The organism is Veronia pacifica, assembly GCF_001707825.1.
Lineage (GTDB): Bacteria > Pseudomonadota > Gammaproteobacteria > Enterobacterales > Vibrionaceae > Veronia > Veronia pacifica.
The window spans coordinates 60,806-81,251 of sequence record NZ_LYBM01000023.1 but is presented as its reverse complement, the minus strand read 5'-3'; the positions used below and the strand labels follow the sequence as shown (position 1 = coordinate 81,251).

The 20,446-nt window shown below is 47.8% G+C and carries 19 protein-coding genes and 2 pseudogenes; 8 read left to right on the top strand and 13 right to left on the bottom strand.

Annotated elements, in window-relative coordinates:
• The first annotated feature begins 80 nt into the window (after positions 1-80).
• From rpmG to mutM, 3 genes are all read left to right on the top strand, one after another.
• On the top strand, positions 81-251 hold the full coding sequence (gene rpmG, locus A8L45_RS13215; protein WP_068903019.1) for a 50S ribosomal protein L33: 171 nt from the start codon (positions 81-83) through the stop codon (positions 249-251).
• Positions 252-387: 136 nt separating this feature from the next.
• Positions 388-879: a hypothetical protein gene (locus A8L45_RS13210; RefSeq protein ID WP_068903017.1), complete on the top strand. Its 492-nt coding sequence runs from the start codon at positions 388-390 to the stop codon at positions 877-879.
• A 3-nt stretch (positions 880-882) separates the two neighbouring features.
• Entirely contained in the window at positions 883-1,692 is an 810-nt protein-coding gene (gene mutM / locus A8L45_RS13205; RefSeq protein WP_068903015.1) for a bifunctional DNA-formamidopyrimidine glycosylase/DNA-(apurinic or apyrimidinic site) lyase, read from the top strand.
• A 39-nt stretch (positions 1,693-1,731) separates the two neighbouring features.
• Here the strand turns inward: mutM and coaD are convergent, their stop codons facing one another.
• Complete coding sequence (coaD, locus tag A8L45_RS13200; RefSeq protein WP_068903013.1) at positions 1,732-2,229, bottom strand: pantetheine-phosphate adenylyltransferase; 498 nt, start codon at positions 2,227-2,229, stop codon at positions 1,732-1,734.
• 187 nt (positions 2,230-2,416) lie between these two features.
• Here coaD and A8L45_RS13195 point away from each other — a divergent pair, with 187 nt between their 5' ends.
• On the top strand, positions 2,417-3,454 hold the full coding sequence (locus tag A8L45_RS13195; RefSeq protein WP_068903011.1) for a glycosyltransferase family 9 protein: 1,038 nt from the start codon (positions 2,417-2,419) through the stop codon (positions 3,452-3,454).
• Between the two features lies 1 nt (position 3,455).
• On the opposite strand, the gene A8L45_RS13190 is transcribed toward A8L45_RS13195, so the two are convergent.
• Positions 3,456-4,250: a glycosyltransferase family 2 protein gene (locus tag A8L45_RS13190; RefSeq protein ID WP_068903010.1), complete on the bottom strand. Its 795-nt coding sequence runs from the start codon at positions 4,248-4,250 to the stop codon at positions 3,456-3,458.
• Positions 4,247-5,306, bottom strand: a pseudogene (locus A8L45_RS13185) (glycosyltransferase family 9 protein). The gene A8L45_RS13190 and the pseudogene A8L45_RS13185 overlap by 4 nt, the downstream one beginning before the upstream one ends.
• A gap of 107 nt (positions 5,307-5,413) precedes the next feature.
• Between A8L45_RS13185 and A8L45_RS13180 the strand changes: the two are divergent.
• Positions 5,414-6,145 (top strand): 3-deoxy-D-manno-octulosonic acid kinase, encoded by a 732-nt coding sequence (locus A8L45_RS13180; RefSeq protein WP_245680723.1) that lies wholly within the window; start codon positions 5,414-5,416, stop codon positions 6,143-6,145.
• Positions 6,146-6,154: 9 nt separating this feature from the next.
• On the opposite strand, the gene waaA is transcribed toward A8L45_RS13180, so the two are convergent.
• The 9 genes and pseudogenes from waaA to rfaD all read right to left on the bottom strand — a co-directional run bounded on the left by waaA (position 6,155) and on the right by rfaD (position 15,965).
• Positions 6,155-7,417 (bottom strand): lipid IV(A) 3-deoxy-D-manno-octulosonic acid transferase, encoded by a 1,263-nt coding sequence (waaA, locus tag A8L45_RS13175; RefSeq protein WP_068903008.1) that lies wholly within the window; start codon positions 7,415-7,417, stop codon positions 6,155-6,157.
• 73 nt (positions 7,418-7,490) lie between these two features.
• On the bottom strand, positions 7,491-8,792 hold the full coding sequence (locus A8L45_RS13170; RefSeq protein ID WP_068903007.1) for a 3-deoxy-D-manno-octulosonic acid transferase: 1,302 nt from the start codon (positions 8,790-8,792) through the stop codon (positions 7,491-7,493).
• Between the two features lie 35 nt (positions 8,793-8,827).
• Positions 8,828-9,226: a GtrA family protein gene (locus A8L45_RS13165; RefSeq protein WP_068903004.1), complete on the bottom strand. Its 399-nt coding sequence runs from the start codon at positions 9,224-9,226 to the stop codon at positions 8,828-8,830.
• Entirely contained in the window at positions 9,219-10,157 is a 939-nt protein-coding gene (locus tag A8L45_RS13160; protein ID WP_083228334.1) for a glycosyltransferase family 2 protein, read from the bottom strand. The genes A8L45_RS13165 and A8L45_RS13160 overlap by 8 nt, the downstream gene beginning before the upstream one ends.
• Before the next feature lie 435 nt (positions 10,158-10,592).
• Complete coding sequence (gene waaF / locus A8L45_RS13155; protein WP_068903028.1) at positions 10,593-11,627, bottom strand: lipopolysaccharide heptosyltransferase II; 1,035 nt, start codon at positions 11,625-11,627, stop codon at positions 10,593-10,595.
• Between the two features lie 29 nt (positions 11,628-11,656).
• Positions 11,657-12,222: pseudogene (locus A8L45_RS13150) on the bottom strand (acyltransferase).
• Complete coding sequence (locus A8L45_RS13145) at positions 12,215-13,999, bottom strand: bifunctional glycosyltransferase family 4 protein/polysaccharide deacetylase (protein WP_068903002.1); 1,785 nt, start codon at positions 13,997-13,999, stop codon at positions 12,215-12,217. Before A8L45_RS13145 ends, A8L45_RS13150 begins: the two are co-directional and overlap by 8 nt.
• A gap of 13 nt (positions 14,000-14,012) precedes the next feature.
• A complete protein-coding gene (gene lpxM / locus A8L45_RS13140; protein WP_068903000.1) occupies positions 14,013-14,951 on the bottom strand; it encodes a lauroyl-Kdo(2)-lipid IV(A) myristoyltransferase in 939 nt (312 codons plus the stop codon).
• 69 nt (positions 14,952-15,020) lie between these two features.
• The gene (gene rfaD, locus A8L45_RS13135) at positions 15,021-15,965 is read right to left on the bottom strand and encodes an ADP-glyceromanno-heptose 6-epimerase (RefSeq protein ID WP_068902998.1); all 945 of its coding nucleotides are present in this window, start codon (positions 15,963-15,965) and stop codon (positions 15,021-15,023) included.
• A 103-nt stretch (positions 15,966-16,068) separates the two neighbouring features.
• On the opposite strand from rfaD, the gene A8L45_RS13130 reads away from it, so the two are divergent.
• The 3 genes from A8L45_RS13130 (at position 16,069) to tdh (ending at position 19,178) form a co-directional block, all read left to right on the top strand.
• Entirely contained in the window at positions 16,069-16,710 is a 642-nt protein-coding gene (locus A8L45_RS13130) for a TetR/AcrR family transcriptional regulator (protein WP_068902996.1), read from the top strand.
• 222 nt (positions 16,711-16,932) lie between these two features.
• Positions 16,933-18,129: a glycine C-acetyltransferase gene (locus tag A8L45_RS13125; RefSeq protein ID WP_068902993.1), complete on the top strand. Its 1,197-nt coding sequence runs from the start codon at positions 16,933-16,935 to the stop codon at positions 18,127-18,129.
• 8 nt (positions 18,130-18,137) lie between these two features.
• Positions 18,138-19,178, top strand: coding sequence for an L-threonine 3-dehydrogenase (tdh, locus tag A8L45_RS13120; protein ID WP_068902991.1), 1,041 nt, complete (start codon positions 18,138-18,140; stop codon positions 19,176-19,178).
• Positions 19,179-19,300: 122 nt separating this feature from the next.
• Here the strand turns inward: tdh and A8L45_RS13115 are convergent, their stop codons facing one another.
• Positions 19,301-20,443 (bottom strand): peptidoglycan DD-metalloendopeptidase family protein, encoded by a 1,143-nt coding sequence (locus tag A8L45_RS13115; RefSeq protein WP_068902989.1) that lies wholly within the window; start codon positions 20,441-20,443, stop codon positions 19,301-19,303.
• Positions 20,444-20,446: the final 3 nt, after the last annotated feature.

Below are 20,446 nucleotides of genomic sequence, written 5' to 3'. Positions count from 1 at the left end.
TATCATCGACAAAAAAGGGATTGATGCAGTTCTGACTGACATCCGTGCCCGCGGTGAAAACGTTTAAGAGGACTTAGAATATGGCTAAGAAAGGCGCACGTGAGAAGATCCGTCTAGTATCTACTGCTAACACCGGTCACTTCTACACAACCGACAAAAACAAGCGTAACATGCCGGGCAAATTTGAGATCAAAAAGTTTGATCCAGTTGTTCGCAAGCACGTTGTTTACAAGGAAGCGAAAATCAAGTAATTGATTGCCGTTTTCAAAAAAACCCAGCTCAGGCTGGGTTTTTTTATACCTGAAATTCACCGAATGCTGTCTGTTGACCGTATACTGTTCAGAATGGAAAGTGCGTTAAGCATACTGTTATTTATGGGTTTTTATTATGAGTAGAATGTCACGCAAGACATGGAACAATATTCTGATCATCAGCATTGTGTGTTTTGTTGGCATAATGTTTTTACCCGAATACTTCAGAGCTAAACTGGCTGAATCGGAAAGGCAGAATGCTCAGCCCGGTGTCATTGAATTACTGCCTGATACCGTTGATGTTAAAGCACTTAACTTCAGTGCTTTTCGCTTGTTTCTGGATGGAAATTGGCACTCTGATAAGCCGCTATCGATTTCTGCTGATGAACTGGCTCAACGCTGGCTGACCTTATCCGGTACTGAAATTAATCAGGGTATGCTTGAACAAATGAAGCCCGGTTTAACAAAACCACAGCGTTTAGAGGTTGTGATTGGCGCAGAACGACAGGCGTATAAGCTCACTTACTACAGGCTGGATAAATTTTGGTTACTACAAAATTGGCAAAATCGTTGGCTTGCGGTCTCGGTTGATCAACACTATCTCTTCCCTTTCTCTGACATCCGATGAGTTATGCCTGAATTACCTGAAGTTGAAGTCAGCCGTCTTGGCATTACGCCGCATGCAAAAGGCCAGACCGTTACCCGCATTGATGTTCGTCAACCTAAATTGCGCTGGCCAGTACCGGAAACGATCAAAAATATAGAAGGTCAGCCTATTACCGCTATTGAGCGCAGGGCTAAATATTTGCTGCTGCATACACCTGTTGGCTACGCCATTGTGCATCTCGGTATGTCAGGCAGTTTGCGGGTATTACCTAAAATGGCACCTCCCGAAAAACATGACCACGTTGATTTGCATTTAGCGTCCGGCAAGCTTATCCGTTATAACGACCCACGTCGCTTTGGTGCCTGGCTATGGCAAGAGGCTGGTGGCGAACATCCTGCACTGTCCAAGCTTGGGCCGGAACCATTGACCGATGCTTTTGATGCGGAATACCTCTTAGTGAAGGCCAACGGCAAGCGCACCGTAGTGAAGTCTTTCATCATGGACAATGCCGTTGTGGTCGGGGTGGGAAATATCTATGCCAATGAGTCGTTGTTCACGTCGCGTATCCATCCGCAGCGTCCGGCAGGCTCTCTGACCGCAAAAGAGGCAGACCTTTTGGTTGCCACCATCAAAGCGGTGCTCGACACGGCGATTAAGCAGGGTGGAACCACGCTGAAAGATTTTACTCAGACTGACGGTAAGCCCGGTTACTTTGCACAGGAACTTCAGGTATATGGCAAAGACGGAAAACCTTGCCCGGTATGCAGTGAGACCTTGAAGGGCGTGAAGATTGGTCAGCGGGCCACTGTTTTTTGTGAGAAGTGTCAGGTATAGACCGCTGATATCATAGCAGCCCGTTTGGGCTGCAGATATTCAGTCTTTGCCTAGCTTGGTTTTCAGTGCGGCAAGAGTGCTCGGCGCAACAAATCCACTGGTATCTCCGCCATGAAGGGCGACTTCTTTCACCAGAGTGGAAGAAATAAACGAGTTTTCTTCCGATGGAGTGAGAAAAACACTCTCCAGCTCCGGCATTAGCCTGCGATTCATGTTGGCTAGCTGAAACTCATACTCGAAGTCGGAAACCGCTCGCAACCCCCTGACCAGAATATTCGCGTCATATTGCTTGGCAAAATCGACCAATAGACCGGAAAAGCCAACCACTTTGGTGTTTTTTAGGTGGCTGGTGACGTCTTCCGCCATCTCGACACGTTCTTTCAGGCTGAACAGTGGCTTTTTACTCGGGCTGGCTGCGATACCAACGATCACTTCATCAAACATGGAAGCAGCGCGCTCCACCAAATCAAGATGTCCATTGGTGATTGGGTCGAAGGTGCCGGGGTAAATGACGCGGGTTACTTGTTTTTTGCTCACAGTACTTTCCTGCTCATACTATTTCTGGCGTCATCCTAACAGACTTCCGGCAACTTTTCTGAGCCTAGATGCGCTGTCGTGACATGGGCAGACAGTGTCTGAAAGTAACGACTCTGTTTCTGTCACTCTCGCATCTTGTTCTGGTTCAGGTATGATCAGCGCATTCAGGGTTCACATGGGAGTAGAAATGAAAAAAGTACTGGTTGTCCGCAACGATAAGATTGGTGATTTCATGCTGGCCTGGCCTGCATTCGCCATGCTCAAACAATCTATGCCGGGCACTGAGGTGACAGCTTTAGTTCCTTCATATACAGCTGATCTGGCACGTTTATGTCCGTGGATCGATCAGGTGATTGTCGATTGTGGAAAGCATGGCAGTCGAGAGCAGAAAAGTCAGCTACTCTCATCGCTCAAACTGGCAGGCTTCGACGCAGCAATCTGTATTTTTTCTGATGCTTACAACGCGAGATTAATCTGGAAAGCAGGCATTCCTGTCAGGCTGGCACCAGCAACCAAGATCTGGCAATTTTTATATAATCAAAGGATCGTTCAGCGGCGTTCCCGCTCAGAAAAACCTGAGTTTGAATACAATATCGACCTAATTCGCGCTTTCCTGAACAGCCTAGGAAAGGAGCCTGTATTACCCGAAGGACCCTATTTAACCTTCGATCCCTTATCGCTCGAGATTCAAAGAGAAAAGTTAGCGACGCAGCTCGGTCTCAGCATGGCCAGTAACTGGTTGTTTGTGCATGCGGGTAGCGGCGGTTCAGCCAACAACCTGTCACTGACCCAATATAGAGATTTAGTGGCGGGGATTTATGCCAAAGCCGATGTTGAGGTGGTGTTGACGGCGGGTCCCGGCGAAGAGGAAAAAGCAAGGGAGTTGAAAGCGCTACTTGCGGAGCAGGGTATCTCGTCAACGGTGTATGACAAAAACAGCGGCCTGCAGGATTTTACCTGTTCTCTGGCCTGCGCATCGTATTTTATTGCCGGTTCAACCGGGCCGCTTCACATTGCGGCCACAGTGAATGTGCCGACCGTTGGTTTCTTCCCGAATAAGCGCAGTGCGACGCCTTTACGCTGGAAAACCATCAATACTGAGGGAAGGCATATTGCGTTTGCGCCGCCAGCAGATGCGGATAAAGAGGTCGCGTCGGATATGTCCCGAATTTCTGTCCCCTCAATTTTGCCTGATGTACTGACCTTTATGGCTAAATTTATCTGATTTATTTGTTGGGTGTACTGCCCGGCAGATTATGACGGCTGTCATTATTGCGTACCCAAAGATCGGCATATTTCACAAACGTGGAGTGTGCCGACAGCAGGGCAATTAAGAACCCTTGTTTGCCATCAAGAAACCCACGCTTGAGTAGATACATTTTCAGGAAGCAACTGATGCCGTGGACTATGGCCTGCGTCAGACTACTTTTTTTCCCTTTCGCTTCCCGGGCATCTGCCCATGCTTTGGCATAATGTGCTGATTTCACCAGATAATGGTTGATGCTGCGGTACGAATAATGCAGTAAGTCGCCGTCGAGCACCTGCGTTTTCGCACCTTGTGGGCGGATAACACCCTCATGCACCAAGGCATCATCATAGCCTGTGTACTCGCGAGGGTAGATACGGACATGACTGTAGTACCAGCCTGAGTGACGCAGAAAGCGACCAAACACCCAGGTCAGTTCATTAACTTCAACCAAGGTGTTTTGCGGCGGATTTTCCAGCATGGTCAGGATACTTTGCTTAAGTTCAGGGGATACCACCTCATCAGCATCAATGGCGAGGATCCAGTCCTTGCTGGCATAGCTTTGTGCAAGCTGCTTCTGTTTACCAAAGCCCGGCCAGTCTGCATTCACATAGACCTTAGCGCCTGCCTGCTCAGCAATCTCAACCGTGCGGTCTGTGCTGCCTGAATCAACAACGATGATCTCGTCCACCCAATCCAGTGAACCCAGACACTCCGGCAGGATCTGCTCTTCATTTTTGGTGATGATAATGGCACTGATGGTGGCGCGGCTCATGGCTGCAGTTCCTTTTCTTCAATTAATCGGTCAAATGTACTGATCACGGCCTCGGACGGTATCCGGTTCATGGCGGTATTGTCTTTTACCCGTGTCCGCCACGCAAGTTGTGCAGGTGTTTTTCCCGTTTCATCGGCGATAGCTTGCTCGTAGACGCTGACAACGTAGTCACGCCAGAAATAGGGTCCGGTTCGCGCCGGGTTGTGGTGAGCATACAGCCCAATCACCGGCGTGCCGACAGCATTGGCAAGGTGGGCAGGCCCGCTGTCTGGCGCAATGACCAGCGCAGCCTTTTTTTCCAGTGCCATCATTTGCAACAGGCTGGTTTGTCCAATCAGGTTGCTGACGTCAGTATTGAGAAGACGCTCGATGGCCTTGCCCAACTCGATTTCGGTTTTTCCCGGACCGCCAGCAAGGATGACGTTAAAACCTCGTTGGCTTGCATGCTCTATCACGGCGGCATATCCTTCCGCTGTCCAGTTTTTAAAAGCCTTACTGGCAGCGGGTGCCACGATAAGTGTCGGTGATTCTCCAATGACTGAGTTTGCCCATATCATGTCTTGTTCAGGCAGTGTCAGCGTCCAGTTGGCTGGAGCCGGGTTCACACCCAGTGTCTCAACAAATGCCATAAAGCCATCAAGTACATGGAGGGAGTCAGGCGAGGGCACCTTGATATTGGTAAACCACTGTTGCAAATCGCTGACCCGGGTCGCATCAAAACCAAGCCGATAACGGGCTTTGATACCCAAAGACAGCGCACTGGCACGGATTGCTGTTTGCATGTGAAGCAAAGCATCAAAACGTCGGCCATTTAATACCCGCCAGACGTCACGCATTCCCCGCCATCCTGCTTTTTTATCAAAAGCGATGACTTCGACGTTGGGCAATAACGGAGAGAGCAGTCGCGCTTCCGCCACACCCCGCAATCCATGTCAGTTTGGTCTCTGGCCATTGACGGGCAATGGCCTGAACGGCAGCAATAGCATTACATGCATCACCAATTGCCGACAGGCGAAGGATGCAGATGGATTGTGGAGGTGAAGAAAACAGGGCCATGACTTTGCTTATCTGGTTTAAGAGCGACAGATTATGCAGTGACGTCTCTGCAATGTAAAATGCAAGACAATGTAAATCGATTAACCCATTTGGACGAGTGAATCACGGTGCAGTCATCAGCAAGCCATTCTGCAAATATTGTGCAACTGCAAGGCGGCAAAGGCCGTCTCTGGTATAACCCGCAACTGGCGAGTAGCCAACCTGAACGCTGCTTTGATATTGACTATTGGCGCGACCAAGGTGCCATTATTGGTTCAGCGCAGGGAAGAGGTACCACCTGGTTTATCCAACTGGATCAAGTGGCTGTTGCCTTGCGTCACTATATACGCGGTGGTCTTTTTGGTCGACTGGTAAAAGACTCATATCTGTTTACTGGCTGGCAAAACACGCGGGCTTATCGGGAGTATTCCCTGCTGGCGTCTTTGGCTGAGAAAGGCTTGCCCGTGCCTCGCCCTGTTGCGGCGAAAGCAGAGAGAAGCGGCTTGATGTACCGGGCGGATTTGGTCGTCGAGAAAGTGCCGGACGCCAGAGATTTGGTGGCGGTGTTGGAGAAATCGTCGCTGGATCATGAGGTCTATGTGCAAATAGGCCGCCTTGTCCGCCAGCTACATGATGTCGGCGTTTGTCACACCGACCTGAACATCCACAATATTTTACTGGGTGCAGACGATAAGCTCTGGCTGATTGATTTTGATAAATGCGGTGTCAAAAAGGGAGAGAGCTGGAAACAGGATAACCTTTCCCGGCTCAAGCGCTCTTTTATCAAAGAGCAGGGCCGCTTTTCTATCCACTGGCAGGAAGAAGATTGGCAGTCTCTGCTCTCTGGGTATCGCACCTGATTAGACTGTTTATAGATAAGGTTTCAGTACCTTGAGTGTGTTGGCGACAGCGCCACGATTGCGATTGACGATAGCCAGAGCTTGTTGCCCTCTGTGCTGTCGGTCGTCACTGTCATTGAACAGCGCGATGAGTGAGCGGGCAATATGTTCCGCATCGACTGGCGTAACCTGACAGGCTCCCGACTCTATTAACTGGTCACCGATAACCTGAAAGTTATAGAAGCTTGGTCCAGTGAGCAGGGGCTTCGCCAGCGAGGCTGGTTCTAACAGGTTGTGCCCGCCGACTTTGTCGCCAATCAGGCTACCGGCCATAAAAGCGATATCAGAGACGGAAAACAGTGTCATCATTTCGCCCATGGTATCGCCAAGGTAAACCTGAGTGGCTGCGGTAATAGGTTCTTTTTTGCTACGGCATACGACAGTGAGTGCTTTTTCTCTTACCTGTTCTGCGACATCTGAAAAGCGTTCTGGGTGACGTGGGACCAGTATCATCAACGCATCTGGCTGGTGTTGCAGTATCTGCTTATGCGCCTCAAGCAGGATGCCATCCTCCCCGGGATGAGTACTCGCCGCTATCCACGTGGGTCGATGAGTGATCATGGCCTTAAGTTCGTTTGCTGTTGGAGAGCGATGGTCAAACTCCGGCAGATCAAATTTCACTGAGCCAGTCACTGACAGTTGGTCATTTCTCAATTCGAGCTGAGAGAAACGGTCGGCATCTTCGTCAAACTGACAGGCAATATGATCTATATTGCTGCTAAGAAGGCGAAAGATAGGTTTGATTTTCTGATAGCGAACTTTTGAACGCTCCGAGAGCCTTGCATTGATCACTGTGACTGGAACACCCGCCTTTTTTACCTCACTTAAGGTATTTGGCCACAATTCAGTTTCCATTATCACCATGGCCCTAGGCTTAATGATATTGATAAAGCGCCTGACCGCGAAACCAAAATCAATTGGCATGTATCTGTGCGATATTCCGCTTCCTAACTTTTCTGCCAGTTCTGCGCCTGTTGTTGTTGTTGTTGTGACTACGATGGGAATATCTGGTCTTTCAGCCCGTAAGGCCAGCAATACGGGCTTTGCGGCAATGACCTCGCCAACGGATACTGCATGAAACCAGAGCGGGGAAGTCACATCCAGTGATGGGACGAAGCCAAAATGCTCACGCCAACGGCGACCGATATCCGGTTTACCCGGTTTTTTTTTGTATAAACCGAACAGTAAAAAAGGTGCTGCCAGCGCCAGCAGTAAGGTATAGATAAATCGCACAATATTGCCTTTGAGCTAAAAACTGAGCGTATGGTACTACAAAGGGCCCATAACCGGACCCTTTGCGATGGGTTTATGGCGAGGTATAGCCTAATTCACTGAGTCGGCTTTCAACCTGATTAACGTAGTCCACTTTGTAGGAGTACTTGTCGCTGTCGTTAGCAGCAACGAGGTTGACGACCAGAAAGAATCCGGCAATAAATGTGAGCGTTCGGGTGAACCTTCTCGTCCGCTCCTTTTGCCAGATATCGGCCTTTGCCAGCAAAGGAATAAGGGCAAGGGGATAGGTCAGGATCAGGTGCCAGTATGAAAAGGTAATAGGAGACAACATAGCGCTGATGACAATCCCAAACACAGTGGCAGCTGCGAAAAGCAATAACCAGTGGACATCGTCATCAATATCATGTCCCCGCAGTACTGTCGGTTTAATCTCCTTCCAGTAATGCCAGTTAAGCCTGGCTGATACCACTAGAGTGACGGCACCAAACACAAATAATATTGCCTGCCAGCAGTATTTCACCACCATTTGTAGCCAACTGACTGTTGTGACCCAATCGAAGCTGGCTTCAGTGATAATACGGTTTGAAAATAACGTAGAACTGTACCGGAGCCAATAAAGGATAGCTTTCAAGACCGGGTAAACGTGCACCAGACCGTAGCCGATATATCGGTCACTTTCGCGGCTGATGGTATCGTTCTTCGCATATTCAAGCGCATAAGGGATCAGTGATGCGATAAGAGCGGCGACCCCAGCAAACACCCCTGACCATGATATGACGATCATCCTTCGATAGAACAGATAGGCAGACATGACTGCCAGCACTGGCCATGAATAGTGGAGTTGCATCGCACCGCCGATGGCAAGAACATGCAGCGCACTGTAAGTAAAAGAGGCCTGATGGCGCATTTTAAATGCTGACCAGAAGTGCAAGGCAGTGAAAAAACACAGGTAAGAAGGGTTGTAGAGCAAACTATCATAGAGCAGCCAGGGATTGAGCCAGTAAAGGACCATAAAGGCGATTCTGACGGGCTGCGAGAACACGGCTTTAATTATTGAGTCAAAAAGGAAGAATGAAGCGAGGCGCAGTGCCAGCAATAGAGCAACAGGTGCCCAAGGGCTGTCCCAGATAACAAGTGGGCCCCCGATGATTAACGCAGACAGAGAGCCGGGAACATTTCCGACCGCGCTGGCGGCATTGCCAAATACCTGCCAGACACCCTGATAGGCGCCAAGATAGCCTTTGTCCAGCATCTGCGTTTGGTCGCCAGTGAGTATTTGGTTACTGGCGTAAAGTACAGCGAGAAGCAAGCCAAGCAACAGGCCTGAAAAATAGACAAGCCGGAAGTGGCGGTAAAAAAAATGTTCACTGTTCATGACAGTTAAGTCCTAATGTGGAGATGAGGGCTGTGTTACCCGGCTTCTGCGCCGTGCCGGTAAGTCCAGAATTTGTGAATCAGATAGGTAATTGCTGGCAGCATGATGACCACCATTAATACTCTGAGGTAACTGTTGGTGTCCTGAAATATTTCACTGATCAGTTGTGCAATCATCAGAGCCGAAAACTGGACAGCAAAAAAGCGCCTGGCATTTTTTAAGGTCAGATTTTGTTGAAAAACAAACAAGGACTGCATCAGATACGACAATAAAAACGCACAGCAAAATCCCATCACGTTGGCAATGAAGACAGAGTGAGTGAGAAATTTCAATGCACCAAAAGCTACAACGATATGAGTAAGAGTTGCCAGCCCTCCCGTCAGTACATAACGCAACAGACGGACTGACAGTAGGCGATTAAGCAGGTTATTCATCACTGGTGTCTTTCTCAATAATATAGACAGGGCGACGTTTGGACTCTATGTAGAGTCTACCGATATATTCTCCCATGACCCCGAGGCCAATAAGCTGAATACCGCCCAAAAAGAGGACCACAGTTAATAGCGATGGATAGCCCGGAACATCATGGCCCATGAAAATGGTTTTCAGAATAATGATGCTGCCATAGACGAAAGATATCGATGAAATGAATATTCCAAGATACAGCCAAACTCTCAGTGGGGCAGTGCTGAAACTGGTAATACCGTCAAGTGCAAAGTTCCACAGACGCCAGCCATTGAAACTGGTCTCTCCGGCGACCCTCGCAGCCCGTGTATAGTCGACCACTTTGGTGTTAAAGCCTACCCAGGAGAAAATACCTTTCATAAAACGCTGATTTTCAGGTAATAGCTGGATGGCTGTGACCACTTTACGCGTCATTAGGCGGAAATCTCCAACATTGTCTGGGATTTCAACCTGAGCGATTTGATTGTGGAATTTGTAAAACAGGCTGGCGGTAATTTTTTTGGCCCAAGAATCACTGCTTCTGTCTTTCCGTCTCGCCACGACCACGTCAAAGCCGTTTTTCCACTCTAGAAGAAAATCATGGATAAGCTCAGGGGGATCCTGCAGATCAGCATCGATAGGGATGATCACTTCGCCTCGTGCATGATCAAGACCAGCCGTCATCGCCGCTTCTTTACCGAAATTACGTGACAGGTTCAGAATACGGACATGAGGGTTATCTTTTTTGATAGTCTCAAGAACAGTTTGGGTATTATCTGTGCTGCCATCATTGATAAATAGCATTTCATAGCTGTATCCCGTTGTGACCAGTATTTCCGATACTCTTGTCTCGAAGGTTGCTAAAACTTCCTGTTCATTGAAGCAAGGACAGACAATCGAAATTACAGGTTTGTCTTGCATGCGGCTCTCCATGTCTAGGCATCATACCCTTGAGTAACTACCTATGATTCATTGGGTGATACGAAAGTATATCTATTTCCTTAAAAAAAAAGCACTTACTAAGAATTTTGTTACCGAATCAGCCCGATTTTTACATTAACGCATTATGAGAGATTGTCATTCAGACTTTGATCTATTTCTCAAAGATGTCGATTTTTCCTTCACGACTTTTCAACGAAAAGTTCGCCAAAATGATACTTACTCAGTTTACCGCAAAGGATTTATTCCGTTCTCATCTCGATATTATATTAGGTAAAACGAGATAGATGTAACGTATGTAAGTACCAATAATATATAGGTATTCTTCGAGTCTGACCGGGTTTCCGTGATATGAAAGTCTTCGTCAGGGTACAAAGTGATGATTTAACATTATCTTTTGATAGATGTTATTTGTACCTAATTAACACTTGAAAGTTCACCATATGCTTCCATCACCTGAGACGGAGGCAGGTCTTTCAAACATTTCAGATGTCCGAAAGGGCACTCGCGTTTGAAGCATGGACGGCAACCGATATCGGTATTAACCATTCGCACTCTTCCAGACAGAGGTGGCGTATACTTTGGCGAACTTGAACCATAGATGGCGACTATGTTGGTCCCAACAGCCGCTGCAACGTGCATTAATCCAGAGTCATTGGAAAAAACAGTATGGCAGGCAGCCAACAAGTCGATAGCATCAACCAGACTTGTTTCTCCCGCGAGGTTAAAACATTTGTCCTGAAGCGCGACTGGCAGCGCCTCCTTAATTGACTGCGTCACTTCCCGATCTTTTGGTCCGCCAAACAGTAGGATCTGGTTCCCCTCGAGAATCAGTTTTTCAGCAACATTTGCATAATGCTTCTCAGGCCATCGTTTGGCCGGACCAAATTCAGCACCGGGGCAAATACCAATCATTGCTTGCTGACTATCAACGCCAAAGCGTTCAAGACAAGATGCCTGATTGTTCTCATCGACAGTGAGAGAGGGAAAGTCGACAGTTTCAATCGAGGTTTTCTCTAACATGCTGTCGTTGGAGTAGGCGAGTCCGACATAACGTTCAACCATATACTGGAATACTGTTCTGTCAGCCCTGATATCATTCAGCAGGCCATATCGCATCTCACCTTTCCATCCAATGCGGTTTGGCACACCGGCAAAGAAAGGGATAAACGCAGACTTTGCTGACCTTGGCAGCACAAAGGCATGGGTGTATTCCTTTGACTTATAGCTCTTGCCAAGTTTCCATCTACCTGAGAAGTTAAATTCACCATGTCCAAATGGCATTTCGAGCGCTTCACGAACTTCTGGCATACGCTCAAGAACAGGCTTGCACCATGCGGGTGCCAGAACATCAATCTGACAGCCCGGGTGTAATGTATGTAATGTCTTGTAGAGGCTTTGCGACATTACCATATCGCCGACCCAGGACGGGCCGATAACTAATATCTTCATGTTTACAGGATTACTGGCCATTAATTACGTTAGAAAGTTAGCTTTTCATTCCAACTGATCCCTGATTTTACCTGCTTTGCAGGCATACCAACAGCGATAGAATGCTCCGGTATATCCTTTGTTACGGTGGAATTGATGCCGACGACGCTGCCGGAGCAACCTTACAGCCTTTAAGTACTGTGGTATTGTCCGCCAGCCAAACCTTGTTGCCTATGGTGATATCTGCTGCTTCGTTTATACGTTTCCCGTTCTGATAGATGTCATGCCCGTCACTGGTCATCAGCTTAACGTTGCGTGAAAACATACAGTTATCACCTATTGTGAGAGATGTTCCTTTCTCACGACAAGAAAAATAACAGCCCTCACCAATGACACAGTTTTTTCCAATGGTGAGTGTGCAGTCATTGCCAATCACTTCAATATGGACGCCCTTAAGGTTTGCGCCGTCCAAAAATATGACGCGATTATTATTGCCATGTATGTCGACCCGGCAGTAACGGATACGGTTTTTGTGACCGAATATCACCGTATTACCGGAATCAATACGAACTCTATTGCGCAATTTAAATGATATTGCTTTGAGGAATTCAGACATGACTTGGCTTCTCTTTGACTTTTCGAAACAGGTAGCCGCCAGTCAGTTTTCTGAATAAGCCAAATACATCCGTACCCGGATAAATACCGATGCGCCGAATCAGGTACGGGTCTTCATGAACTGCCAAAGGCCCGCTGTTTGTTGCTACAGCAAATTCATATCCACACCCTTTTACCAGCTCTACACTGTCCTGATTCCAGTCGCCATAAGGATAGGCAAAAGAGAGTAAATCTTTACCTAAAAGGCGCTCGAGTTTGGCTTTATTTTCAGCTATTTCTCTTTGTTGTTGTTCCCGCGTAAGGGAGCTCAGGTGAGGATGGGTAAGGGTATGACCACCAATCTCAACGTGCCCAGAATCGGCTAATGCTTTGAGTTCACTTTGTGTCATCAGCTCAAAGCGTTTTTCTGGAGTTTCGGGGTGTTCGACATCCCACTGATTATGGTCAGTATCGCTTACCGCATAGACCACAGCTTTCAAATCATATTTTTTCAGCAGCGGAAGCATTAGGGTGTAGTTATCTTTGAAGCCATCGTCGACAGTGATCATGCAATAGCGCTTGTCAGCCTCAAGACGGGAAATAAATCCCTTACCCCTGATGTCCTCGAATGTCAGCGTTTCATAACCCAACTTCTTGATAAGTTTGAGATGCTTTTCGAACATATCAATGTCAATGTACGGAGCCATGCGGCCCTGGGTTTCGGTGCTTTCAGAGAACCTGTGGTACATCAGCACGGGAATGTCTTTGCGCAAGGTACGGACATATACCGACTGATAGATATCCTCGACCTGAGTAACAATATTCTGCAGATCGTAACTCTCTTTAATTTTCTCGTTGACCTCGACCGGGCAGTGGGGTGTTGATAAAGCTTCCTCAATCTGCGCCGGGATAAGTGAAAAATCGATATCCAGGTCAACAGGGCCAATATCGCCAAAGTTGGTGGCCATTGCATGGTCGATGTTATCAAGGTTCACAGGACCAATAGAAATGGCCTCTCCAATAGCAAATGTTGGCCGACCACAGAGCAGTGACTCCATAGCGACGCGTCCAGCCCCTATGACCAAGTCTGCCTTGGCCATCATTGCCGGCACATCTTCTACGTAGCCAACAAAATCGACGTTGCCCCTGAATCGTTCAAACCTTTTTGTGGGCTCAGTGCCCGTAACAATCTTGACGTCGTATCTGTCGAGGTCGATACATTCATCCAGCAGTTTAAAACACAGATCGCCTTTGGGGCCGCTCAGTCGGCCAATGATTGCAATGACTTTTTTATCGTTATTTGGCGCATCACACCATTGGTAGCGCGCCGTATTGATGCCATTTCGGCTGATCGTCATGGTGTCAGCGGGTACACCAAGATCATCAATGAGTTGATGATAAATTGCCTCACACACAGGCATTGCCCGATTACCCATAGCATGGAATTTTTTACGGGACGCATGGACGGGTTGCTTGCCATGTACTGTTGTCACCATAGGTGTGCCAGTTATTTTACAGGCAACATGACAACTCCAGCTCGACGCCCGGGAATGAGCATGTACCAACTGGATATTATGCTTTTTTATGAGATAAATCAGGTAACCAACATGCCAGAAACGTCGAAAGATACTGCGTTTATTAAAACGGAGTGTGAAGAATTCGCCCTGATGTGGCTTGGTAAGGGTGTCTGAAACATAAAAGACCTGGTGGCCTCTCTCAGTCAGAATATCGCCGACTGTGGTGGCATATACTTCAGCCCCTGTAACTTCACGTTGGGACAAGGCCATGAGAATGTTCATTGTATTTTTCCTGCTAGTAAAGCTCACTGCCATCAGGTCGGGTTCGTAACAAGTTGATAATCCACATATATTGTGCAGGATCAGACTTAATGAAGTCCTCTAGGCACGCATTCATAATCTTTGCGTCTTGTTTGTCATCACCCGTTGGAAAGTTCTCCAGTGGTGGTTTGACGATCACCTCAAAGTTACCTGTTTCGCGGTTGTAGGCTGACATCAGGGGGACGACTTTCGCTTTGCCCAGTCTGGATAATTTCCCCAGCCCGGCCAGGGTTGCTTTTTCGGCGCCCAAAAAAGGCACGAAAACACTGTTGTCCGGCCCATGATCCTGATCGGGCAAATAGTAACCTAAAAAGCCCTCGCGGATCGACTTTAGAAAGGGTTTTATTCCTGTCGACCTCTCGTGAATACAGCCACCGTATTTCAGTCGCTGGGCGTTCATCAACCAATCATTGAGCGGATTAGACTGCCTTTTTACCAGCCCTACTATCGGTAGACCACGGGATGCCAACTGCACCGCTGGATAATCGATAGACCAGGTATGAGGGACAAGCAAAATGATTTTCTCGCCCTTTTCAACCAGGTCAGTCAGGATATGATCGTTTTTGAAGACTGTCCGTTGGGCCAGATAAGCCTTGCTTCGCACCAGAATCGTGGCGAAACCAAACAAAATGCAACCTGCGTAAACATAGCTTTGTTCTAGAATTCGAAATCTTTCTTCGTCGCTTTTTTCTGGAAAACAGTGCTTGAGGTTAATGACAGCCCGTTTTTTCGCACTGTTATTGAGTTTGACCAATCTTTTTGCCAGAAAAGCTGCGAAGGTATCACGTGCCCTAAAAGGAATGAACGCCATAATTGCAGCCAGCGCGATACCTAGCCAGCTTCCCCAATATTTAGGGTGTAAAAAAGCCCACTCAAATTGAGGGGAGTAGGCAGAGGGTGTTGTTTTACTCATAATGTCTGATCAGTGCGTCGCCCAATATGAAAGGCGCGGGCTGAGTTGGCAGCCCGCGCCAGTTATGCATCACTTATTAAGCACCGCCATATATTCAGCAACGCCTTCGGCAACGGTTTTGAATGTTTCATTGTAACCAGCTGCGCGGACCTTGGTCAGATCTGCCTCGGTAAACGTCTGATAACGGCCTTTTAGGTGTTCTGGGAAGGGGATGACTTCAACACTACCTTTACCATGGTGTTTCAATACCGCGTCTGCAACAGCCTGAAACGGTTCCGCCCGACCTGTGCCGCAGTTGAAAATACCAGACTGATTATTCTGCCAGAACCAGATATTCATCTTGCACACGTCACCGACATAAACAAAATCGCGTTTGAAGCTATCGCTACCCTCAAACAGCTTTGCGCTTTTCCCTTCGCTAATCTGGGTGTGCAAGTGGAACGCGACTGACGCCATGCTGCCTTTGTGTTGTTCACGCGGGCCGTATACATTGAAGTAGCGGAAACCTGTGATTTGAGACAAGGTTTCACCATGTGCATCTGCGTCCTGCCACAAGCGACGGACATAGTTGTCAAATTGCTGTTTCGAGTATCCGTATACGTTCAGCGCGCCTTCATACTCACGTTCTTCGATAAAATCTCGGTCGCGACCGCCATAAGTAGCAGCTGATGAGGCGTATAGGAATGGAATCTCACGTTCAAGGCAGTAGTGCAGCAACTCTTTAGAATACTCATAATTATTGAGCATCATATATTTGCCGTCCCACTCGGTAGTTGCAGAGCAGGCACCTTGGTGGAAGATGGCTTCGACAGGACCGAAATCATCGCCAGCCATGATTTGCGCAATGAAGTCCTCTTTATCCATATAATCGGTGATATCAAGATCAACTAGGTTCACAAACTTGGTTCCGTCTTTCAAATTGTCGACAACCAAAATGTCGTTGTGGCCTTGTTCGTTGAGTGCTTTAACCAGATTACTGCCAATCATGCCAGCGCCACCAGTTACTATAATCATACTTTCACCTATTATCAGACAATGAGAACACTCGCCCACGCAGAGTGTTATTACTGTGTTACTATTCCGAATCCGGTCAGGGAGAGAGGACTACACCAATACCATGAAGACCCGTGAACGTATCATTCATTCAGCACTGGCATTATTCAACGAGCAAGGTGAACCCAACGTCACCACTAACCACATTGCTGCAGATTTGGGAATAAGCCCCGGCAACCTCTACTACCACTTCCGTAATAAGGAAGAGATTATACACTGTATTTTTGATCAATACGCTATCGATCTGGCGACGGCCTTTTTGCCAGAGCCCGGTGTCGGCGCTGATCAAAATAAGCTATTAAGCTATCTTGATGCAGCGTTTCAGCTTATGTGGCGCTACCGCTTTTTTTACGCCAATCTGCCTGACATACTTCGCCGCGATGCAGTTCTGCAGGAGAAGTACCTCGTAGCACAAAAAACGTTGCAGGGTGACTTGGTGAGAATGATGCAGGAGTTCAGAGATACGGGTTTCTTGTTGCTTGATGACAACGATATTGAGGAGCTTGGCGACACTCTCAAACTGGTTGCATCGAGTTGGATTTTCTACCAGAGCGTTCATGCACCCGCTACCCATATTACCAAGGCAGTCATCTATTTAGGTGTGATAAAAATACTGGGTATCGTTTCACCAATGACCACGCCATTGGGTAAGCAGGTCGTCTTGGATTTGATTGAACATTACAAGGCGCAAATGGATCAACAATGAAGCGTGATCCACTGCAATAAGATCCACTTCTTATCTGGACTCAGATAAGAACAGAAAACTACTATCTAGCCCCGGAATACTACGACAATCTGCAGACATAGATAAAAACCAGATATGTCTGCTTGTCGTAGTCACTTTTATCAAAAGATTCCTATCATTCCGTCTGTGGTATCAGACGGATTAGTATTCTTTTCAGCGCCCGCGGGGGCGAGGGAGTAGGACATGACCGCTGCTTTTTACCAGCAAATTCGTCAGCAAATTGAAGAAGTCAAAGCTGAAGGCCTTTACAAACACGAGCGGGAGATCACCTCCGCACAGCAAGCCAATATCTCTGTCAGTTCAGGTAAAGAGGTTTTGAACTTTTGTGCCAACAACTATCTTGGCCTTGCTAATCACCCAGCGTTAATTGAAGCAGCGCAAAAAGGTATGGATGAGCAGGGTTTTGGTATGGCATCAGTCCGCTTTATTTGCGGCACTCAGGATGCGCACAAGGTGCTGGAGCAAAAACTGTCGGCCTTTCTTGGTATGGAAGATACCATTCTTTACAGTTCCTGTTTTGATGCCAATGCTGGTCTTTTTGAGACCATTCTGGGAGCAGAAGATGCAATCATTTCAGATGCGCTAAACCATGCTTCTATTATCGATGGCGTACGTCTTTGTAAGGCAAAGCGCTTCCGTTATGCAAACAACAATATAGATGAACTTCGCCAATGTCTGATCGACGCTAAAGCGGCGGGTGTGCGAAACACCCTGATAGTGACAGACGGTGTCTTTTCCATGGATGGTGTTGTGGCGAATCTACCAGCCATTTGTGACCTGGCTGAAGAGTTTGGGGCACTGGTTATGGTCGATGACTCTCATGCTGTGGGTTTTATGGGAGACAATGGTCGAGGTACTCATGAGTATCACGATGTCATGAGCCGTGTTGACCTTATAACAGGCACGTTGGGCAAGGCCATGGGAGGTGCATCTGGCGGATATACCTCTGGTAAGCGGGAAGTCATTGATTGGCTGCGTCAACGCTCTCGACCATATCTTTTTTCCAACTCACTGGCTCCCGCAATCGTGGCTGCGTCTCTGCGTGTTCTCGATCTTCTCGCTGAAAGCGGTGATCTGCGCGACTCGCTGTGGGCGAATGCTGAGCATTTCCGCAGTCGAATGACAGAGGCTGGCTTTACTCTCGCCGGAGCCGATCACGCTATCATTCCAGTGATGCTGGGAGATGCGAAGGTAGCGGCAGAATTTTCTGAACGCATGATGGATGAAGGCATTTATGTCGTTGGCTTCTCGTTCCCAGTTGTTCCAAAAGGTCAGGCTCGAATCCGTACTCAGATGTCAGCCGCTCACAGTCGTGAACAACTTGATAAAGCCATTGATGCTTTCATTAAAGTAGGTCGTGAAATGGCGATTATAGGGTAGGCGTGTTGATGGAAAACTCAATGAGAGCGTTGGCGAAACTCAAAGCGGAACCCGGCATATGGATGACCGAGGTTGAAACGCCCGAACTGGGTCACAATGACCTGTTGATCAAAATCCGAAAAACAGCGATCTGTGGAACAGACGTTCATATCTACAATTGGGACGAATGGTCTCAGAAAACGATTCCGGTTCCTATGGTTGTCGGCCATGAGTATGTGGGTGAAGTGGTCGCAGTGGGACAAGAAGTACGCGGATTTTCTGTTGGTGACCGCGTATCTGGTGAAGGGCATATTACATGCGGTCATTGCCGAAATTGCCGTGGTGGCCGCACGCACCTTTGTCGGAATACCACAGGAGTGGGGGTTAACCGAGAGGGAGCATTTGCTGAATATCTGGTGATCCCTGCGTTTAATGCTTTTAAGATCCCTGATGAAATATCTGATGATCTGGCGTCAATTTTTGACCCATTCGGCAATGCAGTACACACCGCGCTGTCTTTCGACCTCGTGGGTGAGGATGTACTCATTACTGGTGCGGGTCCGATAGGCATAATGGCTGCAGCGGTCGCCAAGCATGTCGGGGCACGTCACGTGGTGATCACCGATATTAACGAATATCGACTGGATTTAGCCCGTAAAATGGGGGTGACCCGAGCGGTTAACGTCGCAAGTACCAAGCTTGAAGAAGTGATGGAAGATCTTGGGATGACCGAGGGCTTTGATGTTGGCCTTGAAATGTCTGGTGTTCCTGCTGCGTTCAATACCATGTTGGCGAGTATGAATCATGGTGGCAAACTTGCTTTGCTGGGTATTCCACCATCCAATATGGGTATTGATTGGAACCAGGTCATTTTCAAAGGGCTGGTGATTAAAGGTATCTATGGTCGAGAGATGTTTGAAACCTGGTACAAGATGGCCAGTCTGATTCAGTCGGGACTCGACCTGACACCATTGATCACCCATCACTATTCCGTCGATGAGTTTCAGCAAGGCTTTGATGTGATGCGTTCCGGAATGTCAGGCAAGGTGATTCTCGACTGGACGCAATAATAATTGATAGGTTCGCCTCTTCGTTATTTGAACGAACCTATTTTTGAACAAACCTGTATCTGAACGAACCTATTGCAAAAAACCCGCCATGGCGGGTTTTTTTGGGTTTCACAGTGAATTTTTTATCTGACCAGCCAGCTTTGTGGGTTAATCGGTTTACCCTTGCGTCGGATCTCAAAATAAAGGCCATCAGACTTTTGACCTCCACTGTTGCCCACCAATGCGACGGGCTCTCCCGTTTTTACCTTGTCGCCAACCTGTTTCAGCAGCGCCTGATTGTAACCGTAGAAACTCATGTCGCCATGTCCATGGTCTATGACAACCATGAGACCGTAACCACGCAGCCAGTTTGATAAAACAACCGTACCATCATGTGTGGCATTGACTTCAGTTCCAGCCTTAGCGCCAATCACCATACCTTTCCAGCGTAACTCTGAGCTTTGTTCACTGCCAAAGGTGTGCTGCACCCTGCCTCTGACTGGCCAGCGCAATCTCCCTTTGTACGGTGACAGGCCATCCATTCTCACCAGGACACGCTCAGCGGCGACTTTAATCTCTTTTTCCAGTCGCTGTTGATTGTTCTTCAGCTCAGAGAGGTAGGTGTTATCGCTGCGTATCCGCTGCTGAATCGACGAGACGGTCTTCTTTTTGGCTGACTGCTCACGTTCAATTTGCTTGGCATTCTGACGGAGTTGAGTACGCTGCTGTTCCAGCTCAGTTTGCTGGCGCTCGATCCTCGCTTTTTTTTCCGCCAACAGGCGATTAGTCTCCGTCAGGTCATCTATGGCTTTCTGTCGCGCTTTAGCCAGAGACTCAGCATAAACTGTCATCCTATCCTGCTCTGAACTGCCCTCTCCACTGAGCAGTATTTGTAACTGGCTCTGTTGTCCCTGACGATAGTAGGTATTAAGCAGCTCTTTCAGCATCTCTGTCTGGCCAATTTTCTGCTGTTGTAACACTCTTTGTTCTTTTTTCAGAGAAGATATTTGTGTTTGCAGGCTAGTGATTGTGCCTGAAAGCTGTCTTATTTGTCGTGCAAGACGACCAATTGTCTCTTCCTGCTTTTTCAAGCTGGAATTTAGCGTGGTGAGTTGGCGTTGATTGGCAGATAGTTGTTTTTCCTGACGAGATATTTCACTTTTTACGCCGGACAGCTGGTCCTGATCAGCGTTAACTGGTGATGTAAAACATGCACATAACAAAACGCCAGTGTATAGGACACTGGCGTATTGACGACTCTTTTTGCGAAAATACTCTTCCCTCATAGG